Below are 16,026 nucleotides of genomic sequence, written 5' to 3'. Positions count from 1 at the left end.
CGGGGGCGCACGGGCGTCCCGGAGAGCCACCTCCGCTTAAGATCCGGCGCATAGGAACAGACTCTCGTCGCAGGGGTGGAGGCCATGGACCGGGATCAGCCGGGGCGGGAGAACTTCCGGGTCGGCCAGCGGCTGGCCAGCCAGCGGCACATCGGCCACTGGACGGTGCTGGACGTGCGCCGCGGCGGGTTCGGCGTGGTCTACGTGGTCCGCTCCAGCGACACCGGCGGGCGCAAGGTGCTCAAGACCTACGACACCCGGCTGCTGTGGAGCGACGCGGACCGGGCCCGCTTCGAGCGCGAGGCGCTGACCTGGGTACGGCTGCGCCCGCACCCGCACGTCGCGCCCGCCGAGCACGTGGAGTGGATCGAGGGGCTGCCCTGTGTCGTCACCGAGTACGCCGAGGGCGGCGACCTGGCCGGCCTGCTGGCGGCCGGGCCGCTCCCGCCCGCCGGCGCCCTGCGGTTCGCCCGGCACCTGTGCGACGGCCTGCGCCACGCCCACGACCAGCTGGGCCTGGTGCACCGCGACGTCAAACCGGCGAACTGCCTGCTGACCGGCGACCTCACGCTGCGCGTGACCGACTTCGGGCTGGCCCGCGCCTTCGACACCGGCGACGCCGGTCCCCCCGCCGCCCCCGGCGAACCGCCGCCCGGCACGGGGGCGCCGCACACGTCGGTGGCCGGCACGCCGCACTACATGGCGCCCGAGCAGTACGTCCCCGGCGCCCCGCTCGACACCCGCGCCGACGTCTACGCGTTCGGCGTGGTGCTCTTCCAGATGGTCACCGGCGAGCTGCCGCCCGGCGGCGGGCGGGCGAGGGCGTACGTCGACCGCGCCACCGGCTGGCGCGCCCGCCGCACCCGGCTCCACCGGCTGATCCGCGCGTGCACCGAACCGGACCGGGAGAACCGCCCGCCGGACTTCGCGGCCGTACGCGACCTGCTCGACGGGGCGCACCGGCAGGTGCTCGGCCGTCCCGCGCCTCCGCCGCCCGAGTCACCGGTCCTGACCGCCGAGGAGTACGTCTCCCGCGCGGTGGGCCTCGTCCACCTGGGCCGCTTCGACGAAGCGCTGGAAGAGGCGGCCCACGGCCTGCGGACGGCCGGGCGGGACGGCGACGGCGACGTCGTCCACGGCAAGCTGTGGCAGGTGCGCGGCATGGCCCTGGGCAGGCTGCGCAGCGCACAGGACGCGCTGGCCGCGTACGACCGCGCCGTCGAGCTGAACCCGGACGAGCCGAGCGCCTGGCTGAACCGCGGCAACCAGCTCCTCTCCCAGCAGCGCCACGAGGACGCCCTCGCGTCCTACGACCGCGCCCTGGAGCTGCGGCCCGACATCGGCAACGTGTGGGGGAGCAAGGCCAACGCGCTGACGGGCCTGGGCCGCTACGAGGACGCCGAGGAGGCGGCCTCACGCGCCGTCGAGCTGCGGCCCCGGGACCCGAACATCCTGGTGATCCGGGCCCTGCTGCGGGGCCGGCAGTACCGGCACGCCGAGGCCCTGGCGGACCTCGACCGTGCCCTGGCCGTCGAACCCCGCTCGGTCGACGCGCTCGCCAACAAGGGCAACACGCTGCTGCTCCTGTCGCGCCCCGCCGAGGCCCTCGACGTCCTGCGCCGGGCGGACGACCTCCGCCCGGACGACCCGAACATCTGGTGCAACCTCACGCTCGCGGCCTACCGGCTCGAACGCTACGAGGAGGCCCGGGACTGCTGCGAGAAGGCACTGCGCCTGGCCGGGGACACGGCCGAGCTGCTGGTGCACCGGGGCCTGCTCCACGGCAGGCTGGACGGCCCCGGCGAAGACGAACTGGCCTGCTACGACCGCGCCGTCGCGGCGGCGGACGCCGACGACCACTGGCGGGCCACGGCGTGGGGCAAAAAGGGCGCCGCCCTGGCGGCGCTCGGACGTCTTCAGGAGGCGCTGGCCTGCTACGACGAGGGCCTGGAGATCCTGCCGGACACGTCCTGGCTGCGGGACGGCAGACGCGCCGTCGCCGCCCGCCTGACCCCCTGAGCGGGGCCGTACGGCGCGGCGGCCGGTGTGCGTGCCCCGAGTGCGTCGGGTCACCCGAGGTACGAGAATGGACGCAGCTGCGGAGGTGAGACGGATGGGGCTGGCCGAGGTGCTGGCCGCGGCGGCGGACGCCGCGCCGATGGCCTCCCTCAACGTCGTGGCCGACGAGCTGCGGGACCGGTTCGGCGCGCGGGACGTGTCGTTCCTGTTCGTGGACATCGTCGGCCGGCGGCTGGTGCGGGTCGGTGAGGAGGCGGCCTCCCGGGGCGGGCAGATCGAGCAGTTCCCGCTGGCCGGCAGCGACTACGACGAGGTTCTGCGCACCCAGGAGCTCACCGCGGCCCCCGGGGACGGCCCGCTGCGGCGGGTGCTGGCCCCGGTCAGCAACCGCGGCGACACCATCGGCATTCTGGAGCTGTATCTCCCCGACGTCCGCGCGGAGGTCCTGGAGCGGGTGGAGGAGGCCGCGCACGCGCTGGCGTACATCGTCGTCACCGACCGCCGCTTCACCGACCTGTACCAGTGGAGCCGGCGGACCACGTCGGTCAGCCTGGCCGCGGAGATCCAGCGCGAGCTGCTGCCGTCCGCCTCCTCCTGCGAGGCGGCCGAGTTCGCCCTGGCGGCCGCGCTCGTCCCGGCCGACAGCGTCGCCGGCGACACCTACGACTTCACCCTCGACCGCCACAGCCTGCACCTGTCGGTCACCGACGCCATGGGCCACGACACCGAGGCCGCCCTGACGGCCACCCTGCTGGTCAACGCCTCGCGCGGAGCCCGCCGCGCCGGCGCCGACCTGGCCGAGCAGGCCCGCCGGACCCACCGGGCCCTCCTCGACCACGCCCGCCACGCCTTCGGCACCGGCCTGATGCTGCGCGTCGCGCTCGACGGCGGCGGCGCGCGGCTGGTCAACGCCGGGCACCCCTGGCCGCTGCGGCTCCGCGACGGGCGCGTCGCCGAGGTGCCGCTCGCCGTCGACATGCCTCTCGGAGTCACCTACCAGGGCGCGTACCGCGTGCAGGACCTCGACCTGCGCCCGGGGGACCGCCTGGTGCTCTACACCGACGGCATGCAGGAGCGCCGGGCCGAGCACGTCGACCTGCCCGGCCTGGTCCGGGAGACCGCGGCCGGCCACCCGCGCGAAGTCGTACGCGACCTGACCTCCGCGGTCGCCGACGCCTGCCGGGACCGCATGGACGACGACGCCACCGTCGTCTGCCTGGACTGGCACGGCCCGGCCGCCGGGCGGCAGCACGCCGGCGCGGGCGCGTAGCAGGCCCGGCGCGCAACGCCCGCCGCGCTTGCAAGGGACCGGCGGCAGGCCGCCTAGGGCGTGTGGGGGGTCTCCGGGTGGGTGCGGGCGCGTTCGGGGTCGGAGCCGGTGACGAAGGCGTCGCGGGGGTGCTGGACGGACTGGAGGGAGACGATGTCGCGGCCGAAGAGGGCGGCGGTGCTCCACACGGCGAGGACGCGGATCTTGCGCTCCCAGGTGGGGACGGCCAGGACGTGGTAGCCGCGGTGCATCAGCCAGGCCGGGAACCCCTTGATCACGACGCGCTTGTACTGGAAGATGCCCCGCCCGATCCCCAGGGTCGCCACCGTCCCGAGGCTGTCGTGGCGGTACGGGCGGATCCGGCGGCCCCGCAGCGCGGCCAGGATGTTCCTGGCCAGCTGCTTGCCCTGCCGGACGGCGTGCTGGGCGTTGGGGATCGTCAGTGCGCCCGGCGCGTCCGCGGCCAGGTCGGGGATGGCCGCGTCGTCGCCGGCCGCCCACACGTTCTCGACGATCTCGCTGTCCGTGCCCACCCGCAGGTCGGGGCGGGTGATGAGCAGCCCGCGCTCGTCGACCGGCAGGTCGGTGCGGTTGTGCACGACCGGGTTGGAGGCGTTGCCGGTGGTCCACACGATCAGCGCCGAGTCGAACTCCTCGCCGTCGGACAGCACCACGTGCCCGCCCTCGGCGGACTCGACCTGCGTGTTCAGGTGCACCCGCGCGCCGCGTTCCGTCAGGGAGCGCACCACCCAGGCGCCGGGCTTGTCCGTCACCTCGGGCAGGATCCGGTCGCGGGCCTCGACCAGGTGGAACGACAGGTCGTCGGCGCTCAGCTCCGGGTAGGACTTGAGCAGCGCGTGGGCCAGCGACAACAGCTCCCCGAAGCCCTCGACGCCGGAGAACCCGCCGCCGACGAAGGTGACGGTCAGCAGCGCCCGCCGCCGCGGGCCCGCGGGCAGCGACGCGGCCTGGTCGAACGCGGTCAGCAGCCGGTCGCGGATGGCGACGGCCTCCTCCACGTGCTTCAGGCCGATCGCGTGCTCGGCCACCCCCGGGATGGGGAAGGTGCGGGTCACCGCGCCGGCGGTGACCACCAGCACGTCGTAGGAGAGCGGATAGTCCTCGCCCTGCTCCGGCCGGACGGTCACCGTGCGCTCCGCGTGCCGGATCTCCGTCACCGTCCCGGCGATCACCCGGCTGCGCCGCAGGTGCCGCCGCAGCGACACGGCCGCGTGCCGCGCCTCGATCGATCCGGCCGTCACCTCGGGCAGGAACGGCTGGTACGTCATGTAGGGGCGGGGGTCGACGATCGTGACCCGCGCCTCGCCCTTGCGCAGTTTCCTCTCCAGCCGCCAGGCGGTGTAGAAGCCCGCGTAACCCCCGCCGACGATCACAATCTCGCGCATGACTGCCTCCGGCCCTTCCCTCGGGGAGACGAGAGAGCGTACCCGGACGTGACGGCGCGTTCACCGCATCGGACCGCAGCCCGGTCGCCCGTCAGGGGCCCGGGCGGTCCTCCAGGTAGCGGGAGTGGGAGCGCTGGCGGCCGTCCTCCTCCGCGTGCAGGGCCGCCGCCAGGCCCTTCGCCTCCTTCAGCAGCAGCGTCAGCTGCCGGTCCAGGTGGGACTCCGGCGCGTCGGCGCCCGGGGACAGGCGGGACCACCAGCGGGCGCGCGCGTACGCGTCGACGGACTCCGGGAGGTCGCGGCGGATCATGCGGGCCAGGGCGTGCAGGGCCTCGGGGTGGCGGGGGAGGGCGTCCGCCGACCAGCGGGGGTCGAGCAGGGCGTCCAGGGTGGCGGTCAGGGCCCGCATCCGCCCGGCGGCCTCCGGCGGCAGGGCGGTCTCCGCGGCGTAGGCGGTGAGCGCGGTGAAGTCCCGGCGCAGCTCGCCCAGCTGCGTCGCCGGGTCCGGGAACGCCGGCGGGGCGACCCGCTCCGGCGGCGCGAGCAGCGCGCCCGCGCCGTACAGGCCCGCCACCACCGCCGGCCAGTACGGGCCGGCCGCGCCGGTGAAGGTCAGCGCCAGGCCGCCGAGTCCGGCGGTCGCCCCGGCCAGGTTCTTCTTCGAGCCCAGGTAGGCCAGGAGCCGGTCACTGATAGCCACGGATCTCCTCGAAGGCCGCGTCGAGCGGGCCCTTGGACGCGTCGAAGAGGCGGCCCCCGGTGAGGTCCGCGATGCCCGCCAGCTCGTCGCGGTCGGAGTCGCCGAAGACGATGGGGAACACGGGCGTGGCCCGCTGGTCGCGCGGCAGCGCGGTGTAGAAGCGGCGGAAGGCCGGCGCGTCGGCGCCGGTGGTGTTCTCGCCGTCCGTCATCAGGACGATCGTGGTGAGGTACGGGCCGTCGCCGGCCGCCCGCGCCAGGTGCCCGTACGCGGCCCGCAGGCTGCTGAAGATCGCGGTGTCGCCGTGCGCCGCCAGCGCGTCGACGTCGGCGCGGATCGCGGCGAGCGCGGCGTCCGGCCGGCCGGGGCGTACGACGTGGGTGCGGGTGCTCTTCACCGCCGAGCCGAACGGCATCAGCGTCACCTCCTCCCGGTCCCGGAACCGGCGCCCCGCGGGCGACGACGCGGTGCCGGTCAGCTCCGTCAGGGCCGCCTTCAGCGCCGCGAGCCGGCCGCCCGCCATGGAGCCGGAGGTGTCGAGCACGTACACGGTGCGCGCCGGGCGGCGCAGCTTGTGCTCGTACGACGCCAGCAGCGCGTCGGACACCGACCGGCTGCCCGGGTACGGCAGTTCGCGCCGCTTGCTCGCGGGCAGCGCGGGCGCGGGGCCGACCGCCGGGGACACCGGGCGGCGCAGGGTGCGTTCGGTGATCAGGCGCTGGGCGGGCTCGCTCAGCAGGTAGCGGGTCAGGGCGCGGACGGCGTCCCGGCGGCCGGGGCCGGCGGAGGTCAGCGCGGCCAGCGGGTAGTCGGCGGTGACCACCCCGTCGCGGGGGCGGATCACGGTGAGGCCCGCGTCATGGTCGCGGTTGAGCGACAGCAGCACGGACTCGTAGTTGACCAGCGCGTCGACCGTGTCGCCGCGGTGCAGGTAGGCGTCGGCCAGCCAGCCGGAGGAGCCCGAGGTCAGCGACTGGCCGGTGAAGAACTCCGCCAGCCCCGGCGTGGCCCGCCGCACGTCCGCGCCGGTCAGCGCCGACTGGGCGTCCGACAGGGCGGAGGCGACGGCGATGAGCGCGGAGTAGCCGGAGTGGGAGCGCAGCGGGTCGGTCATCCCGTACGTCAGCCGCCCCGCGGCCACCGCCCGCTGGATCCGCGCCCAGGTGACCCGCTCCGGGTCCGTCCAGCCGAGCCGGTCCGCGGCCCGCGCGCCGACCCCGAACGCGACCGGCGAGGTCATCACCGGCGTCTGCGACACCACCTTGCCGCCCGCGGCGGGACGCAGCCGCAGCTGGCCGGCCGACGCGGGCCAGACGGCGTCGTACGTCCCGTCCGCGCGGCCCGACGCGACGGCCTCGACGGCGTCGAGGGTGCCGCTGTAGGTGACGTCGACGCCGATGCCGGTGGCCCGGCGGGCGGCCTCCAGCACGGGCTCCATGTCGGCGAGTTCGCTGGCGGCCAGGACGCGCAGCGGCGCGCCGGGGTCCGCGGGCCCGTCCCGCCGGGCGCCGCCGTCCCCGTCCCCGTCGTCCCCCGTGCAGGCCGCCGCCGGCAGCACCGCGGCCGCCGCCAGGGCCGCGCCGAATGCGCGGCGGTTCACGCCGGCCCACCGCCCTCCGGCTCACCGCGGCCGCGGGTGCGCTCCAGGTGCGCGTTCGCCGCCTGCAACTCCTCCGTCAGCGACCGCACGGTCGCCGCCATCGACTCCGTCGCCTGCGCCTTGTACGCGTCGATCGCGTCCAGCGTCCGGTAGATCTGCTGGAACGCCCCGCGCAGCGTCTCCGCCCCCACCGCCGGATCCGCCGCGATCCGCTGGATCTCGCCGCTCTGCGTGGCCAGCATCTCCGCGTTGCCGCGGATCAGCTCCTCCGTCGTCCCGCGCAGCGCGTTCACCTGCTCGGTCACCTTCCGCTGGCTGTCCAGCGCGGCGGCCAGCGTCACCGCGATGCGCAGCGCCGAGACGGTGGTGGTCGCGGCCCGGTCGACGCCCTTGATCAGCTCGTCGTTGCCGCGGCGGACCACATCCATCGCCAGGTAGCCCTGGGCGCACACCGCCAGCTGGGTCAGCAGGTCCTGGTGCTTCTGCCGGACCGGGAAGAGGAGGTCCGCGCGCAGCGTGTCGGCCCGCGCCGGATCGGTGGCCTCCGCGGTGGCGACGCGCTGCTCGACCGCCGTGTCCAGGGCCTCCGTCAGCACCGCGGCCTCCTGGAGCTTGCCCATGGTCTCCCAGAGCCGGGTGCGCTCGGTGTGCAGCGCCGCGTTGTCGCGGCGCAGCTCGTCCTGGCCGCCGCGCAGGGCCGAGACGATGTGCTGCAAGGTGCCCTGGGCGGAGGCGTAGCGGGCGACGTGGTCGCGCAGCCGGTTGCCGCCGGGCAGCCGGGACAGCAGCCGGCGGGCGCCCCTGCCGGGCGTGTCGCGCGGGTCGAGGTCGTCGACCGTACGGCGCAGCTCCACCAGCGACGACGACACCCGCGACCGGGCGTCGCCGCCCCGGCCCGGCAGGGAGCGCAGGGTGCGGTCCAGCATCCGGTTCGAGGACTGGGCGGCGGCGCGGATCTCCCCCGCGCCCAGGGCGGCGACCTCGCCGACGCGCTCGGCGAACTCCGGCGAGCGGACGTCGAGGCCGGCGAGCCCGGCGAGGTAGTCGTCGGCGCGGCGCGCCAGCTCCTCCCGTACGGACTCCGCCAGCGGGACGAGGCCCGCGGCCCGCTCCGGCGCGATCGGCTCGACCGGCTCGGGCGGGGTGAGGGTGAAGGTCTGGTCGTCGGTCACGATCTACGCTCCTCACCGCGGGCCCGGGTCGCCATCTTGCGCAGCACCTCGGCCGTCGGGACGGGGGCCTGCCGGATGCCGGTCAGCTTCTGGTTGAGGTGGTCGGTGTGCGGGGCGGTGGCCGCGGTGAACTCGGCGGCGGCGCCCTGCGGGCGGAAGCCGTGCCGGACGGCGAGCGTGCGCAGCCGGTCGTCGGTGCGCAGGAGTTCGCCGAGCCGGCGGCCCTCCTCGGTGACGGGAACGACGGTGTGGTCGCTGGAGACGGTGGTGTCCGGGTAGAGGACGGTCAGGTCGCCCGGGTCGTACTTCGCCAGCAGCAGGCCGGCGACCTGCTGCTCGTAGACGAGCACGAGCGGGTTGCCGACGCCGCTGACGAAGTCCCGGAACGGGCCCTCGGAGCTGGGCTGCTGCGCCCCCTGAACCCGGGTCAGCTTGCGCAGCAGCCCCTCGGTGCGGTCCAGGCCCGCCGGGCCGGCCACCACCGTGCCGCCGTTGGCGACGAACGAGGCCGCGGCCAGGTACAGGGCGCCGGAGTTGGAGCTGAGCGGGTCGGTGGTGGAGACGAACAGCGTGCCGGTCAGCTCCTGCCGTCCGGCCGTGCCCTCCAGTTGCTGCCACGTCGTGTCCCGGCGCGCGGCGCGCAGGTACTCCGCCATCCGCAGCGTGCCGGTGGTCCGGTCCGGCCCGCTCAGCGTGGCCAGGCCGTTGTCGGCGAGGACTTCCGCGGCGGCCTGGTGGGCGACCACGACCAGCGGGGAGTAGAACGGCCGGATCAGCCCGCCGCGCACCTTCGTCCAGCGGCCCAGCTCCTCGGCCGCCGACGAGCTGGACGGGAAGGCGAAGTCGTACTCCTTCAGCGGCAGCTCCCGCATGCTCCACGAGCCGGCGGTCTCCACGCGCACGGTGAGGCCGTGGTCCGCCAGGGCCTCCACCACGTCGGGATCCTCGAAGAACGCGGCCTTCTCCGAGCCGATCACTCCGCGCACGGTCGTCGTTGCCGCGCGGGCGCCCTCCTCCTCGTCCCCCGTGCCGCGGCCCGCCACCACGGCGGCGGCGACGCCGCCGATCAGCAGGACGGCCAGGACGACTCCCAGAATTCGTCTCACGGGGGCACGATGCCCTCCGGAGTCAGCGATTCCGCCCGCCCCGGGTGAACGGCGGGTTGCCGGCCCGTCTCAGCTGCGCTGCGCGCCCCACGCGCGCGTGACGCGCCCGCGCCGCGCGCCCGCGGCCCCGATGTCGTACCCGCTGCGTAGCCTGCGTGACAGAACCCTGCGGGACAGAACGAGAAAGGACCCCGCCATGCCGCAGCCGCAGCAGCCCGTGACCGAACTGGACGCCCGCTACAGCGCCGCGCTCAACCCGCGCCCGGGCGCCGCGGACGTCACCGCGACCGACTGGGCCGAGACCCGGCGCCGGCTGGAGGACGCCGAGGTCTTCTGGATCACCACCGTCCGCCCGGACGGCCGGCTGCACGTCACGCCGCTGATCGCCGCCTGGTACGACGGCGCGCTGCACTTCAGCACCGGGGCGGCGGAACAGAAGGCGAAGAACCTCGCCGCCAACGCCCACTGCGCCCTCACCACCGGGGACAGCTCGCTCGCCGGCGGACTCGACGTCGTCGTCGAGGGCACGGCGGAGCGGGTGACGGACCCGGCGCGGCAGGACCAGGTCATCGCCGCGTTCGAGGCGCAGTACGGGGACCACCTCACGTCGCCGGAAGGGGTCTTCCACGGCTTCGGCGACAGCATCCGCACCGGCGCCGACCTGCTGTTCGCGGTGGCCCCCGGCACGGCGTACGGCTTCGGGCACGACGGCCAGGTGTTCAGCCACACCCGCTACACCTTCTAGCGGCCCCGCCGCTATCGCGGGTAGGCGCCCGCCTGGCCGCCGAGTACGTTCAGCAGCGCCAGCGCCTCCGCGCCCGGCGAGCCCGCCGGCGCGGAGTAGAGCACGAGGTGCTGGTCGCGGTCCGTGAGGGTGAGCTCGTCGCAGTCCACGGTCAGCTCCCCGACCGCCGGGTGCCGGATCGTCTTCGTGAGCGTCGGCCGCGCCTGCACGTCGTGCCGCTCCCACAGCCGGGCGAACTCCGCGCTGCCGTCGCGGAGTTCGCCGACGAGCCCCCGTACCGCCGGATCGGCCGGATAGCGGGCGAGGGCCGACCGCAGCCCCGGGACGACGTGCAGCCGGAACTCCGCGAGCTCAAAGGCGTCGTACCGCGCCGCCTCGGCGTCCCAGGGCCCGAGGAACGCCCAGCGCGCGAGGTTGCGCTCCTCGGGGGTGAGCGCCCCGAAGTCCGCCATGAGCGTGGCCGCGAGGTCGTTCCACGCCAGCACCTCGTACGCCGCGGAGAGCACGAACGCGGCCGTCTGCGGCAGCCGCTCCAGGAGCGCCAGGATGCTCGGGCGGACGTCGCGGCGGTGCAGCCCGCTGCGGCTCGGCGCCGTGCCCGCGAGGAGGTGGAGGTGGTCGGACTCGGCGTCCGTGAGCCGCAGCGCGCCCGCGATCCCCGCGAGGACCTCGCCCGACGGCCGCGGCGCCCTGCCCTGCTCCAGCCGGACGTAGTACTCGGTGGAGATGTGCGCGAGGACCGCCACCTCCTCCCGGCGCAGCCCCGGCGTCCGGCGCCGCGCCCCCGAGGGGAGCCCGACGTCCGCCGGCCGGAGCCGCTCCCGGCGGCTGCGGAGGAACGACCCGAGGTCCTTCTTGTCCATACGCCCAGTCTGCCCGCCGCACGGGGACGGATCCTGGTACCGGTTGTGCCTGTCTCCGGCCGCCGGCGCGGCCCGACACTGCGGTCATGACGTACGACACCGACACCACCACCAGCGCCCCCGCCACCCCCCTCGGCCTGCTCACCGGCAAGGCCGTGTTCGTCACCGGCGCCAGCCGCGGCATCGGCGAGGCCGCGGCCCGGCTCTTCGCCGCCGAGGGCGCCGCCGTCGTGCTCGCCGCCCGCGGCACCGACGCGCTCGACCGCATCGTTTCCGGTATCCGCGCGGACGGAGGCGTCGCCGACGCCGTCCCGGTGGACCTCGCCGACCCGGCGAGCGTCCGCGCCGCCGTCGACCGCGCCGGGGAGCTGCACGGCCGCCTCGACGGCGCGTTCAACAACGGCGCGGCGGTCCAGCGGCCCGGCCCGCTCGACACGACGAGCGACGAGGACATCGACGTGCAGTTCGCGGTGAACTTCCGCGCGCACTGGACCGCCATGAACGCCGAGGCCGCCCTCATGCGGCGAACCGGCGGCGGCGCGATCGTCAACACCTCCAGCGTCGGCAGCCGCCGCGCCAACCCCGCCCTCCCCGCCTACGGCGCCATGAAGCGCGCGCTCAACAGCCTCACCGAGACCGCGGCGGTGAGCTGGGCGGGCGCGGGCATCCGGGTCAACGGCATCACGCCCGGCGGCACCGCCACGGAGATGATCGACAGGTGGGAGGAGGCGACCCCCGGCGTCGTCGAGCGCATCAGCGCGTCGACGCCGCTCGGCCGCATGGCCGAGCCCCGGGAGGTCGCCGAGGCGGCCGCGTGGCTGCTCAGCGACCGGGCGTCGTTCGTGACCGGCGCGATCGTGCCGGTGGACGGCGGCGCGGGGGCGTGACCCGGTGGCGCGGTGACGCCGTGGGGCGCTGACGGTGAGGGGTGGCCCGGCGCTCAGCCGTCGCCGGGGGCGGGCATCCCGGCGCCGGCGAAGGTCGCCTGCGCGGCGATGACCCGCCAGTCCCCGCCGTCGCGGAGCCAGGTCCGGGTGTAGCGCATCCGCGCGGTCAACGGCCGCCCGCCGACCGAGCCCTCCAGCGCGCCGAGGAACCAGGTGACGCCGGCGTGCGGGGTGGCCCGTACCCGGAGGTCCTCCTCCTTGAGGGCGGTGAGCACCTGGTGGCCGGTCTCGTGGGCGCGCAGGTCGTCGGCCTTCGTGGAGAGGCTGCCGTCCGGGCCGGTGAACAGGACGTCGTCGGCGAGCAACTCGTCCAGGGCGCCGACGTCGGAGGCGAGCTGGGCGGCCTGGAGGCGGCGTTCGGCGGCGCGGAGGGTTGCGGCGTGGCCGGCGTGGTCGTCGTACGGCATACGCCCAGCCTGCGGGCCCGTGGGGCGGCGCACCAAGCCGTTCTGCCGCCGGCAGATCCCCGCGCCCCAGGCCCGCCCCGGGGGCCCTCCCTTGCCTCACCGCTACATGTTCATGCAAAAATCGCGATGACGACCGCACAACCTCGGGGGAGATCACGTTGTCAGCCGTCACGCAACGGAGAAGGCCGGCGCTGGTCGGCGGCATCGGCGGGGTGGTCCTGCTCGCCGGTGCCGGGATCCTCGCCCTCCTCCTGCCCGGCGCCGTGCAGGAGGGCCGCGACTACGACGCCGCCCCGCGCTGTCCTGCCCCGCAGCCGGAGCCGGAGTGCCGATGGCAGGGGCCCGTCACCGTCACGGACAAGGAGTACCGCTCCGGCAGGCCCGGCAGTTACCACCTCCAGCTCACCCGCGGCGGCCGGGCGCCGCAGTGGGTGAAGATGAAGGAGGGGGGCTTCGGCGGCGGCGACGTCTACGAGGCCGTCGACCCCGGTGACACGGCCGCCGCCACCTACTGGCGCGGGGGCGTGCGCGAGGTGGCGTTCGGGGAGCTGCGGCAGCGCACCGAGGACCATCCGGCGCTGGCCTACCGCCTGCCGTACGGCGGCGGACTCGCCCTGCTGTCCGTCGGGGCCTGCCTGCTCTCCGCCTACCGGCACGTCCGGCGCTTCGCGGGCCGGCCTCCGGTCCGCAACGACTGGCGCGTCAGCATCCCCGTGGCGTCCTGTGTGCTCTTCGGGGTGGCGAGCCTCGTCATCTCCATGTACGTCACCGACTCGCTCACGTCGGCCCTGGCCGGCAGCGCCGCCGCCGGTGCCGTCATCCTCGCCGTCGCCCTGCCCCGCGCCGCCGTGCAGCGCCGGCGGGAGAGGCGGCCGAGCCCGGCGATCCCTGTGCCGCCCCAGGTGCCGTACGGCGAGGTCGTCGTGCCGGGAAAGGTCCTCGGCGACGTCCCGTACGCGCTGCGGGGCCACACCCATCTCGTAGCCGCACCCGGGGTGCTGGCCTCCGTCCCCGGTGGCCGCCCGGCGGGGCGCGGCAAGTACCCGAAGCCGCTCCCCGGCCCCCGCGCCTTCCTGCCGCCCACGCTGATTCCGCTGCGGGTGCGCGCGCCCCGCGCCGAGGACCCCGCCGGCGGGCCGAAGAAGTGCCACATCATCGAGTGCCGGGACGGCGACCGGCAGGTCTTCCTGGCCGTCGACGAGCAGGCCACCGGCCAGGTCCTCGGCGCACTCACCTCCCGCAGCCCCGCCCCCATGCCCTGAGCCGCCGCGAGCGCGTGCGCAGGACCGCCACCGGCCCCGTACGGCCGGCCGAGACCATCCCAGAGGAATGTGCACCCATGACCGTCAGCCTCACACCCCGCCTGCTGGGAACGGCGCGCAGGAACGGGCAGGCCACCGCCTCCCCCCAGCCGCTCCGGGACACCGTCCACCTCGCGGGCGACGGGGTGCCGGAGACCCGGGTCCTCGCGTACGTGGAGCGCGAACTCCCGCCCGGCGGCGTGCCCGCGTACCGCGCGGCGCGGAAGACCGGTGCCCGCGCCATCGTGCTGTGGGCCGACGAGCACCGCGGCCGGCAGGTGGCGCGGCTCGTCACGCGGTCGGCGCAGAAGGGCCGTGCGACGTACGACGTGCTGGACCCGCACGGGCAGGTCATCGGCACGATCACGCGCCGCAAGGCGTTCCGGGGCGGCGGGCTGCGCACCCGCTGGACGGTGTCGCAGCCCGGGGGCCCGGAGGCGGTGGGCTACCAGGGGCGTCTCTTCTGGTGGGGCGTCTGCTGGCTGCTGTCGCCCCTGATCCCGTTTCTGTTCATCGGCGCGCTGTTCGAGAACGGCGACCTTCCCCGCGCCCCGCGGCGCGTGCGGTGGCGCGCGGGCGGCCGGACGGTCCTGGAGAACAAGCCCTCCTCGGAGGCGGTGCTGCTCCACGCGCCCGGGTCGGACCCCCGGACCGGCGCCGCGCTCGCGGCCCTGCTGGAGTCCTTCAAGGGCTGGTACCGCAGGTCGTGGGACGACCACAAGGAATAGGCCCGCGGCGGGCCGCGGCGATCAACGTTCCGATCGGTTCACGGCGTCGTCCCGGACCGGTTCCGGCACGGGCGCGGCGGGCCGGCGGCGGTTAGCCTCACGACCGCGGGAGCGGACACCCGTTCGGGGATGCCGCCTGCTCACTCTGCTGATCACACGACTTGACGGGGGATAGCGCATGCCGAAGAACCAGAGCGCGCCGGGAGGCATACCTTCGCGGCGGCGGATGCTGCGGCTGGCCGGCGGCGGCCTCGCGCTGACGGCCCTGGGAGCGGGAGCGGGCGGCTGCCGCGAGGATACGGCCGGCGCCCCCGGCGACGGTTCACCGGAGGCCACCGACGGCTCGTCCGTCGCTCCGGCCGAGGACGCGTCCGGCGCCCCCACCGAAGGCGGGCAGGCCGTCGCGCCGCTGTGGACGAAGACGACCTCGGCGCAGACCTACGGGGACAACGACGAACTGGTGGCCGTGGCCGGTGTGGTGATCGCCACCGGCGATCCGCTCACCGCCCGCGACGCGCGGACCGGCGACCAGAAGTGGTCACCGCCGGACGGTGCCGTCCCGGGCGCGCCGTTGCTGCTGGGCGACGGCACCCTGTACCTGGCCAGCGGCACGTACGACGGCTCGGTCCGCGGGTACGACCCGGCGTCGGGCGAGCAGACCTGGCGCAGCCGTCTGGGCGAGGGGTACCGGCAGCCGAGGCCGATCGCGGTGGACGGGGACCAGGTGTACGTCGTCGCCGAGATCCTTGAGGCCGACGGCTCCTCCCACACCAACGTGATCGCCGCGCTGAGCGGCAGCACCGGCAGGGTGGTGTGGAAGGAGCAACGGGACCTCGGCACCGAGCAGAACGGCATCCACGCCGCCGTCGTGGGCCGCCACCTCGTCTACACCGACTTCAAGCAGAACCTCACGGTCCGCGACACCGCGAGCGGCGGTCAGGTGTGGACGCAGAAGACCAGCAAGACGAACTACGGTGCCTTCGCCGTTCACGGGGATCTGGTCATCGTTCCGCAGGGGAACAGACTCCAGGCCTTCACCCTCGCCGACGGGGCCCCGCGGTGGTCCGTGAAGACCGACCGCTTCAGCAGCTTCAGCGAGCCGGCCGTCCTGGAGGACGGGCTCTTCGTCGCGGACAGCGGCAAGACGCTGTGGCACCTGGACCCGCGGACCGGCGGGGAGGTCTGGCGGTCCCGGGACCTCGCGGACGCGCACGCCCCGGCTCCCCGGCAGTTCGTCCTCGCGGGCGGCACCCTCTACGGGGCGACGGACCTGGACAGGCGGGGCGGCGTGCACGCGTTCGACGCCGGGACCGGTGCCCTGCGGTGGACGTTCAACGACGGGACCGGTGACTACCACGCGTGGCTCGTGGCCACCGACGGCACGCACGTGTACGCCCTGCACGGCAGGAAGCTGCACGCCCTGCCCGTCTAGACGCGGTCGCGGTTGCCGGTCCGGGCGTCGCCGGCCGCCGCGCGCGCACCGGCCCGGTGCCGGGGGCGGCACCGGGCCGGTACTTGGCGCACCCGCCTGACGGGGGTCAGCGGGTGCCGGGCGGGCGGCCGGGGGCAAGGCCCCGGGTCACTCGCCCGCGTACGTGGTGATCTGGGTGGTGTGCGGCATGTCCAGCGTGGTGATCTGGGTGGTGTGGCCGGGCTCGGGGACCTGGGAGACGGACAGGTCCTCCGCGGTGGCGTAGGCGGTGTAGCCCTCGATCAGTTCTGCCGCGTTCATGGCACTCCTTGAATTCAGCGAGGAATGGGG

The 16,026-nt window shown here is 75.4% G+C and carries 15 protein-coding genes; 7 read left to right on the top strand and 8 right to left on the bottom strand.

What is annotated here, in order from left to right; all coding sequences use genetic code 11:
* Positions 1-84 precede the first annotated feature (84 nt).
* Together ACHZ99_RS32375 and ACHZ99_RS32370 are read left to right on the top strand one after the other, a co-directional pair.
* Entirely contained in the window at positions 85-2,019 is a 1,935-nt protein-coding gene (locus ACHZ99_RS32375) for a tetratricopeptide repeat protein (protein WP_420308404.1), read from the top strand.
* A 94-nt stretch (positions 2,020-2,113) separates the two neighbouring features.
* Positions 2,114-3,289 (top strand): SpoIIE family protein phosphatase, encoded by a 1,176-nt coding sequence (locus ACHZ99_RS32370; protein WP_420308420.1) that lies wholly within the window; start codon positions 2,114-2,116, stop codon positions 3,287-3,289.
* Between the two features lie 53 nt (positions 3,290-3,342).
* Here ACHZ99_RS32370 and ACHZ99_RS32365 read toward each other — a convergent pair whose 3' ends face one another.
* The 5 genes from ACHZ99_RS32365 to ACHZ99_RS32345 all read right to left on the bottom strand — a co-directional run bounded on the left by ACHZ99_RS32365 (position 3,343) and on the right by ACHZ99_RS32345 (position 9,273).
* The gene (locus ACHZ99_RS32365; protein WP_420308403.1) at positions 3,343-4,695 is read right to left on the bottom strand and encodes an NAD(P)/FAD-dependent oxidoreductase; all 1,353 of its coding nucleotides are present in this window, start codon (positions 4,693-4,695) and stop codon (positions 3,343-3,345) included.
* A gap of 91 nt (positions 4,696-4,786) precedes the next feature.
* Positions 4,787-5,395, bottom strand: coding sequence for a hypothetical protein (locus ACHZ99_RS32360; protein ID WP_420308402.1), 609 nt, complete (start codon positions 5,393-5,395; stop codon positions 4,787-4,789).
* The gene (locus tag ACHZ99_RS32355; RefSeq protein WP_420308401.1) at positions 5,382-6,995 is read right to left on the bottom strand and encodes a substrate-binding domain-containing protein; all 1,614 of its coding nucleotides are present in this window, start codon (positions 6,993-6,995) and stop codon (positions 5,382-5,384) included. Before ACHZ99_RS32355 ends, ACHZ99_RS32360 begins: the two co-directional genes overlap by 14 nt.
* Complete coding sequence (locus tag ACHZ99_RS32350) at positions 6,992-8,170, bottom strand: toxic anion resistance protein (RefSeq protein WP_420308419.1); 1,179 nt, start codon at positions 8,168-8,170, stop codon at positions 6,992-6,994. Before ACHZ99_RS32350 ends, ACHZ99_RS32355 begins: the two co-directional genes overlap by 4 nt.
* The gene (locus ACHZ99_RS32345; RefSeq protein ID WP_420308400.1) at positions 8,164-9,273 is read right to left on the bottom strand and encodes a hypothetical protein; all 1,110 of its coding nucleotides are present in this window, start codon (positions 9,271-9,273) and stop codon (positions 8,164-8,166) included. Before ACHZ99_RS32345 ends, ACHZ99_RS32350 begins: the two co-directional genes overlap by 7 nt.
* Before the next feature lie 196 nt (positions 9,274-9,469).
* Between ACHZ99_RS32345 and ACHZ99_RS32340 the strand changes: the two genes are divergently transcribed.
* Positions 9,470-10,018: a pyridoxamine 5'-phosphate oxidase family protein gene (locus ACHZ99_RS32340; protein WP_420308399.1), complete on the top strand. Its 549-nt coding sequence runs from the start codon at positions 9,470-9,472 to the stop codon at positions 10,016-10,018.
* Positions 10,019-10,029: 11 nt separating this feature from the next.
* On the opposite strand, the gene ACHZ99_RS32335 is transcribed toward ACHZ99_RS32340, so the two are convergent.
* Positions 10,030-10,881, bottom strand: a complete 852-nt coding sequence (locus ACHZ99_RS32335) for a helix-turn-helix transcriptional regulator (protein ID WP_420308398.1) — start codon at positions 10,879-10,881, stop codon at positions 10,030-10,032.
* An 86-nt stretch (positions 10,882-10,967) separates the two neighbouring features.
* Between ACHZ99_RS32335 and ACHZ99_RS32330 the strand changes: the two genes are divergently transcribed.
* Positions 10,968-11,768 carry an SDR family NAD(P)-dependent oxidoreductase gene (locus ACHZ99_RS32330; RefSeq protein ID WP_420308397.1) on the top strand — a complete coding sequence of 267 codons (801 nt, stop codon included), beginning with the start codon at positions 10,968-10,970 and terminating at the stop codon, positions 11,766-11,768.
* Positions 11,769-11,821: 53 nt separating this feature from the next.
* Here the strand turns inward: ACHZ99_RS32330 and ACHZ99_RS32325 are convergent, their stop codons facing one another.
* Positions 11,822-12,235, bottom strand: a complete 414-nt coding sequence (locus tag ACHZ99_RS32325; RefSeq protein ID WP_420308396.1) for a nuclear transport factor 2 family protein — start codon at positions 12,233-12,235, stop codon at positions 11,822-11,824.
* A gap of 158 nt (positions 12,236-12,393) precedes the next feature.
* Between ACHZ99_RS32325 and ACHZ99_RS32320 the strand changes: the two genes are divergently transcribed.
* From ACHZ99_RS32320 to ACHZ99_RS32310, 3 genes are all read left to right on the top strand, one after another.
* On the top strand, positions 12,394-13,497 hold the full coding sequence (locus ACHZ99_RS32320; RefSeq protein WP_420308395.1) for a hypothetical protein: 1,104 nt from the start codon (positions 12,394-12,396) through the stop codon (positions 13,495-13,497).
* A 77-nt stretch (positions 13,498-13,574) separates the two neighbouring features.
* A complete protein-coding gene (locus ACHZ99_RS32315; RefSeq protein ID WP_420308394.1) occupies positions 13,575-14,264 on the top strand; it encodes a hypothetical protein in 690 nt (229 codons plus the stop codon).
* 178 nt (positions 14,265-14,442) lie between these two features.
* Complete coding sequence (locus tag ACHZ99_RS32310; RefSeq protein ID WP_420308393.1) at positions 14,443-15,696, top strand: PQQ-binding-like beta-propeller repeat protein; 1,254 nt, start codon at positions 14,443-14,445, stop codon at positions 15,694-15,696.
* Positions 15,697-15,843: 147 nt separating this feature from the next.
* Here the strand turns inward: ACHZ99_RS32310 and ACHZ99_RS32305 are convergent, their stop codons facing one another.
* On the bottom strand, positions 15,844-15,996 hold the full coding sequence (locus tag ACHZ99_RS32305; protein WP_420308392.1) for a hypothetical protein: 153 nt from the start codon (positions 15,994-15,996) through the stop codon (positions 15,844-15,846).
* Between the last annotated feature and the right edge of the window lie 30 nt (positions 15,997-16,026).

This window comes from Streptomyces sp. MAR4 CNX-425, from assembly GCF_048656465.1.
Classification (GTDB): Bacteria; Actinomycetota; Actinomycetes; order Streptomycetales; family Streptomycetaceae; genus Streptomyces.
The sequence above is the reverse complement of the archived record's forward strand: the minus strand, read 5'-3'. Positions and strand labels throughout refer to the sequence as shown.

Excerpts from the sequence above, each read along its gene's own strand:
- ACHZ99_RS32370 (WP_420308420.1), top strand. The coding sequence starts at position 2,114 with ATGGGGCTGGCCGAGGTGCTGGCCGCGGCGGCGGACGCCGCGCCGATG.
- ACHZ99_RS32315 (WP_420308394.1), top strand. The coding sequence starts at position 13,575 with ATGACCGTCAGCCTCACACCCCGCCTGCTGGGAACGGCGCGCAGGAAC.
- ACHZ99_RS32375 (WP_420308404.1), top strand. The coding sequence starts at position 85 with ATGGACCGGGATCAGCCGGGGCGGGAGAACTTCCGGGTCGGCCAGCGG.
- ACHZ99_RS32330 (WP_420308397.1), top strand. The coding sequence starts at position 10,968 with ATGACGTACGACACCGACACCACCACCAGCGCCCCCGCCACCCCCCTC.
- ACHZ99_RS32305 (WP_420308392.1), bottom strand. The coding sequence starts at position 15,996 with ATGAACGCGGCAGAACTGATCGAGGGCTACACCGCCTACGCCACCGCG.
- ACHZ99_RS32325 (WP_420308396.1), bottom strand. The coding sequence starts at position 12,235 with ATGCCGTACGACGACCACGCCGGCCACGCCGCAACCCTCCGCGCCGCC.
- ACHZ99_RS32310 (WP_420308393.1), top strand. The coding sequence starts at position 14,443 with ATGCCGAAGAACCAGAGCGCGCCGGGAGGCATACCTTCGCGGCGGCGG.
- ACHZ99_RS32365 (WP_420308403.1), bottom strand. The coding sequence starts at position 4,695 with ATGCGCGAGATTGTGATCGTCGGCGGGGGTTACGCGGGCTTCTACACC.
- ACHZ99_RS32335 (WP_420308398.1), bottom strand. The coding sequence starts at position 10,881 with ATGGACAAGAAGGACCTCGGGTCGTTCCTCCGCAGCCGCCGGGAGCGG.
- ACHZ99_RS32340 (WP_420308399.1), top strand. The coding sequence starts at position 9,470 with ATGCCGCAGCCGCAGCAGCCCGTGACCGAACTGGACGCCCGCTACAGC.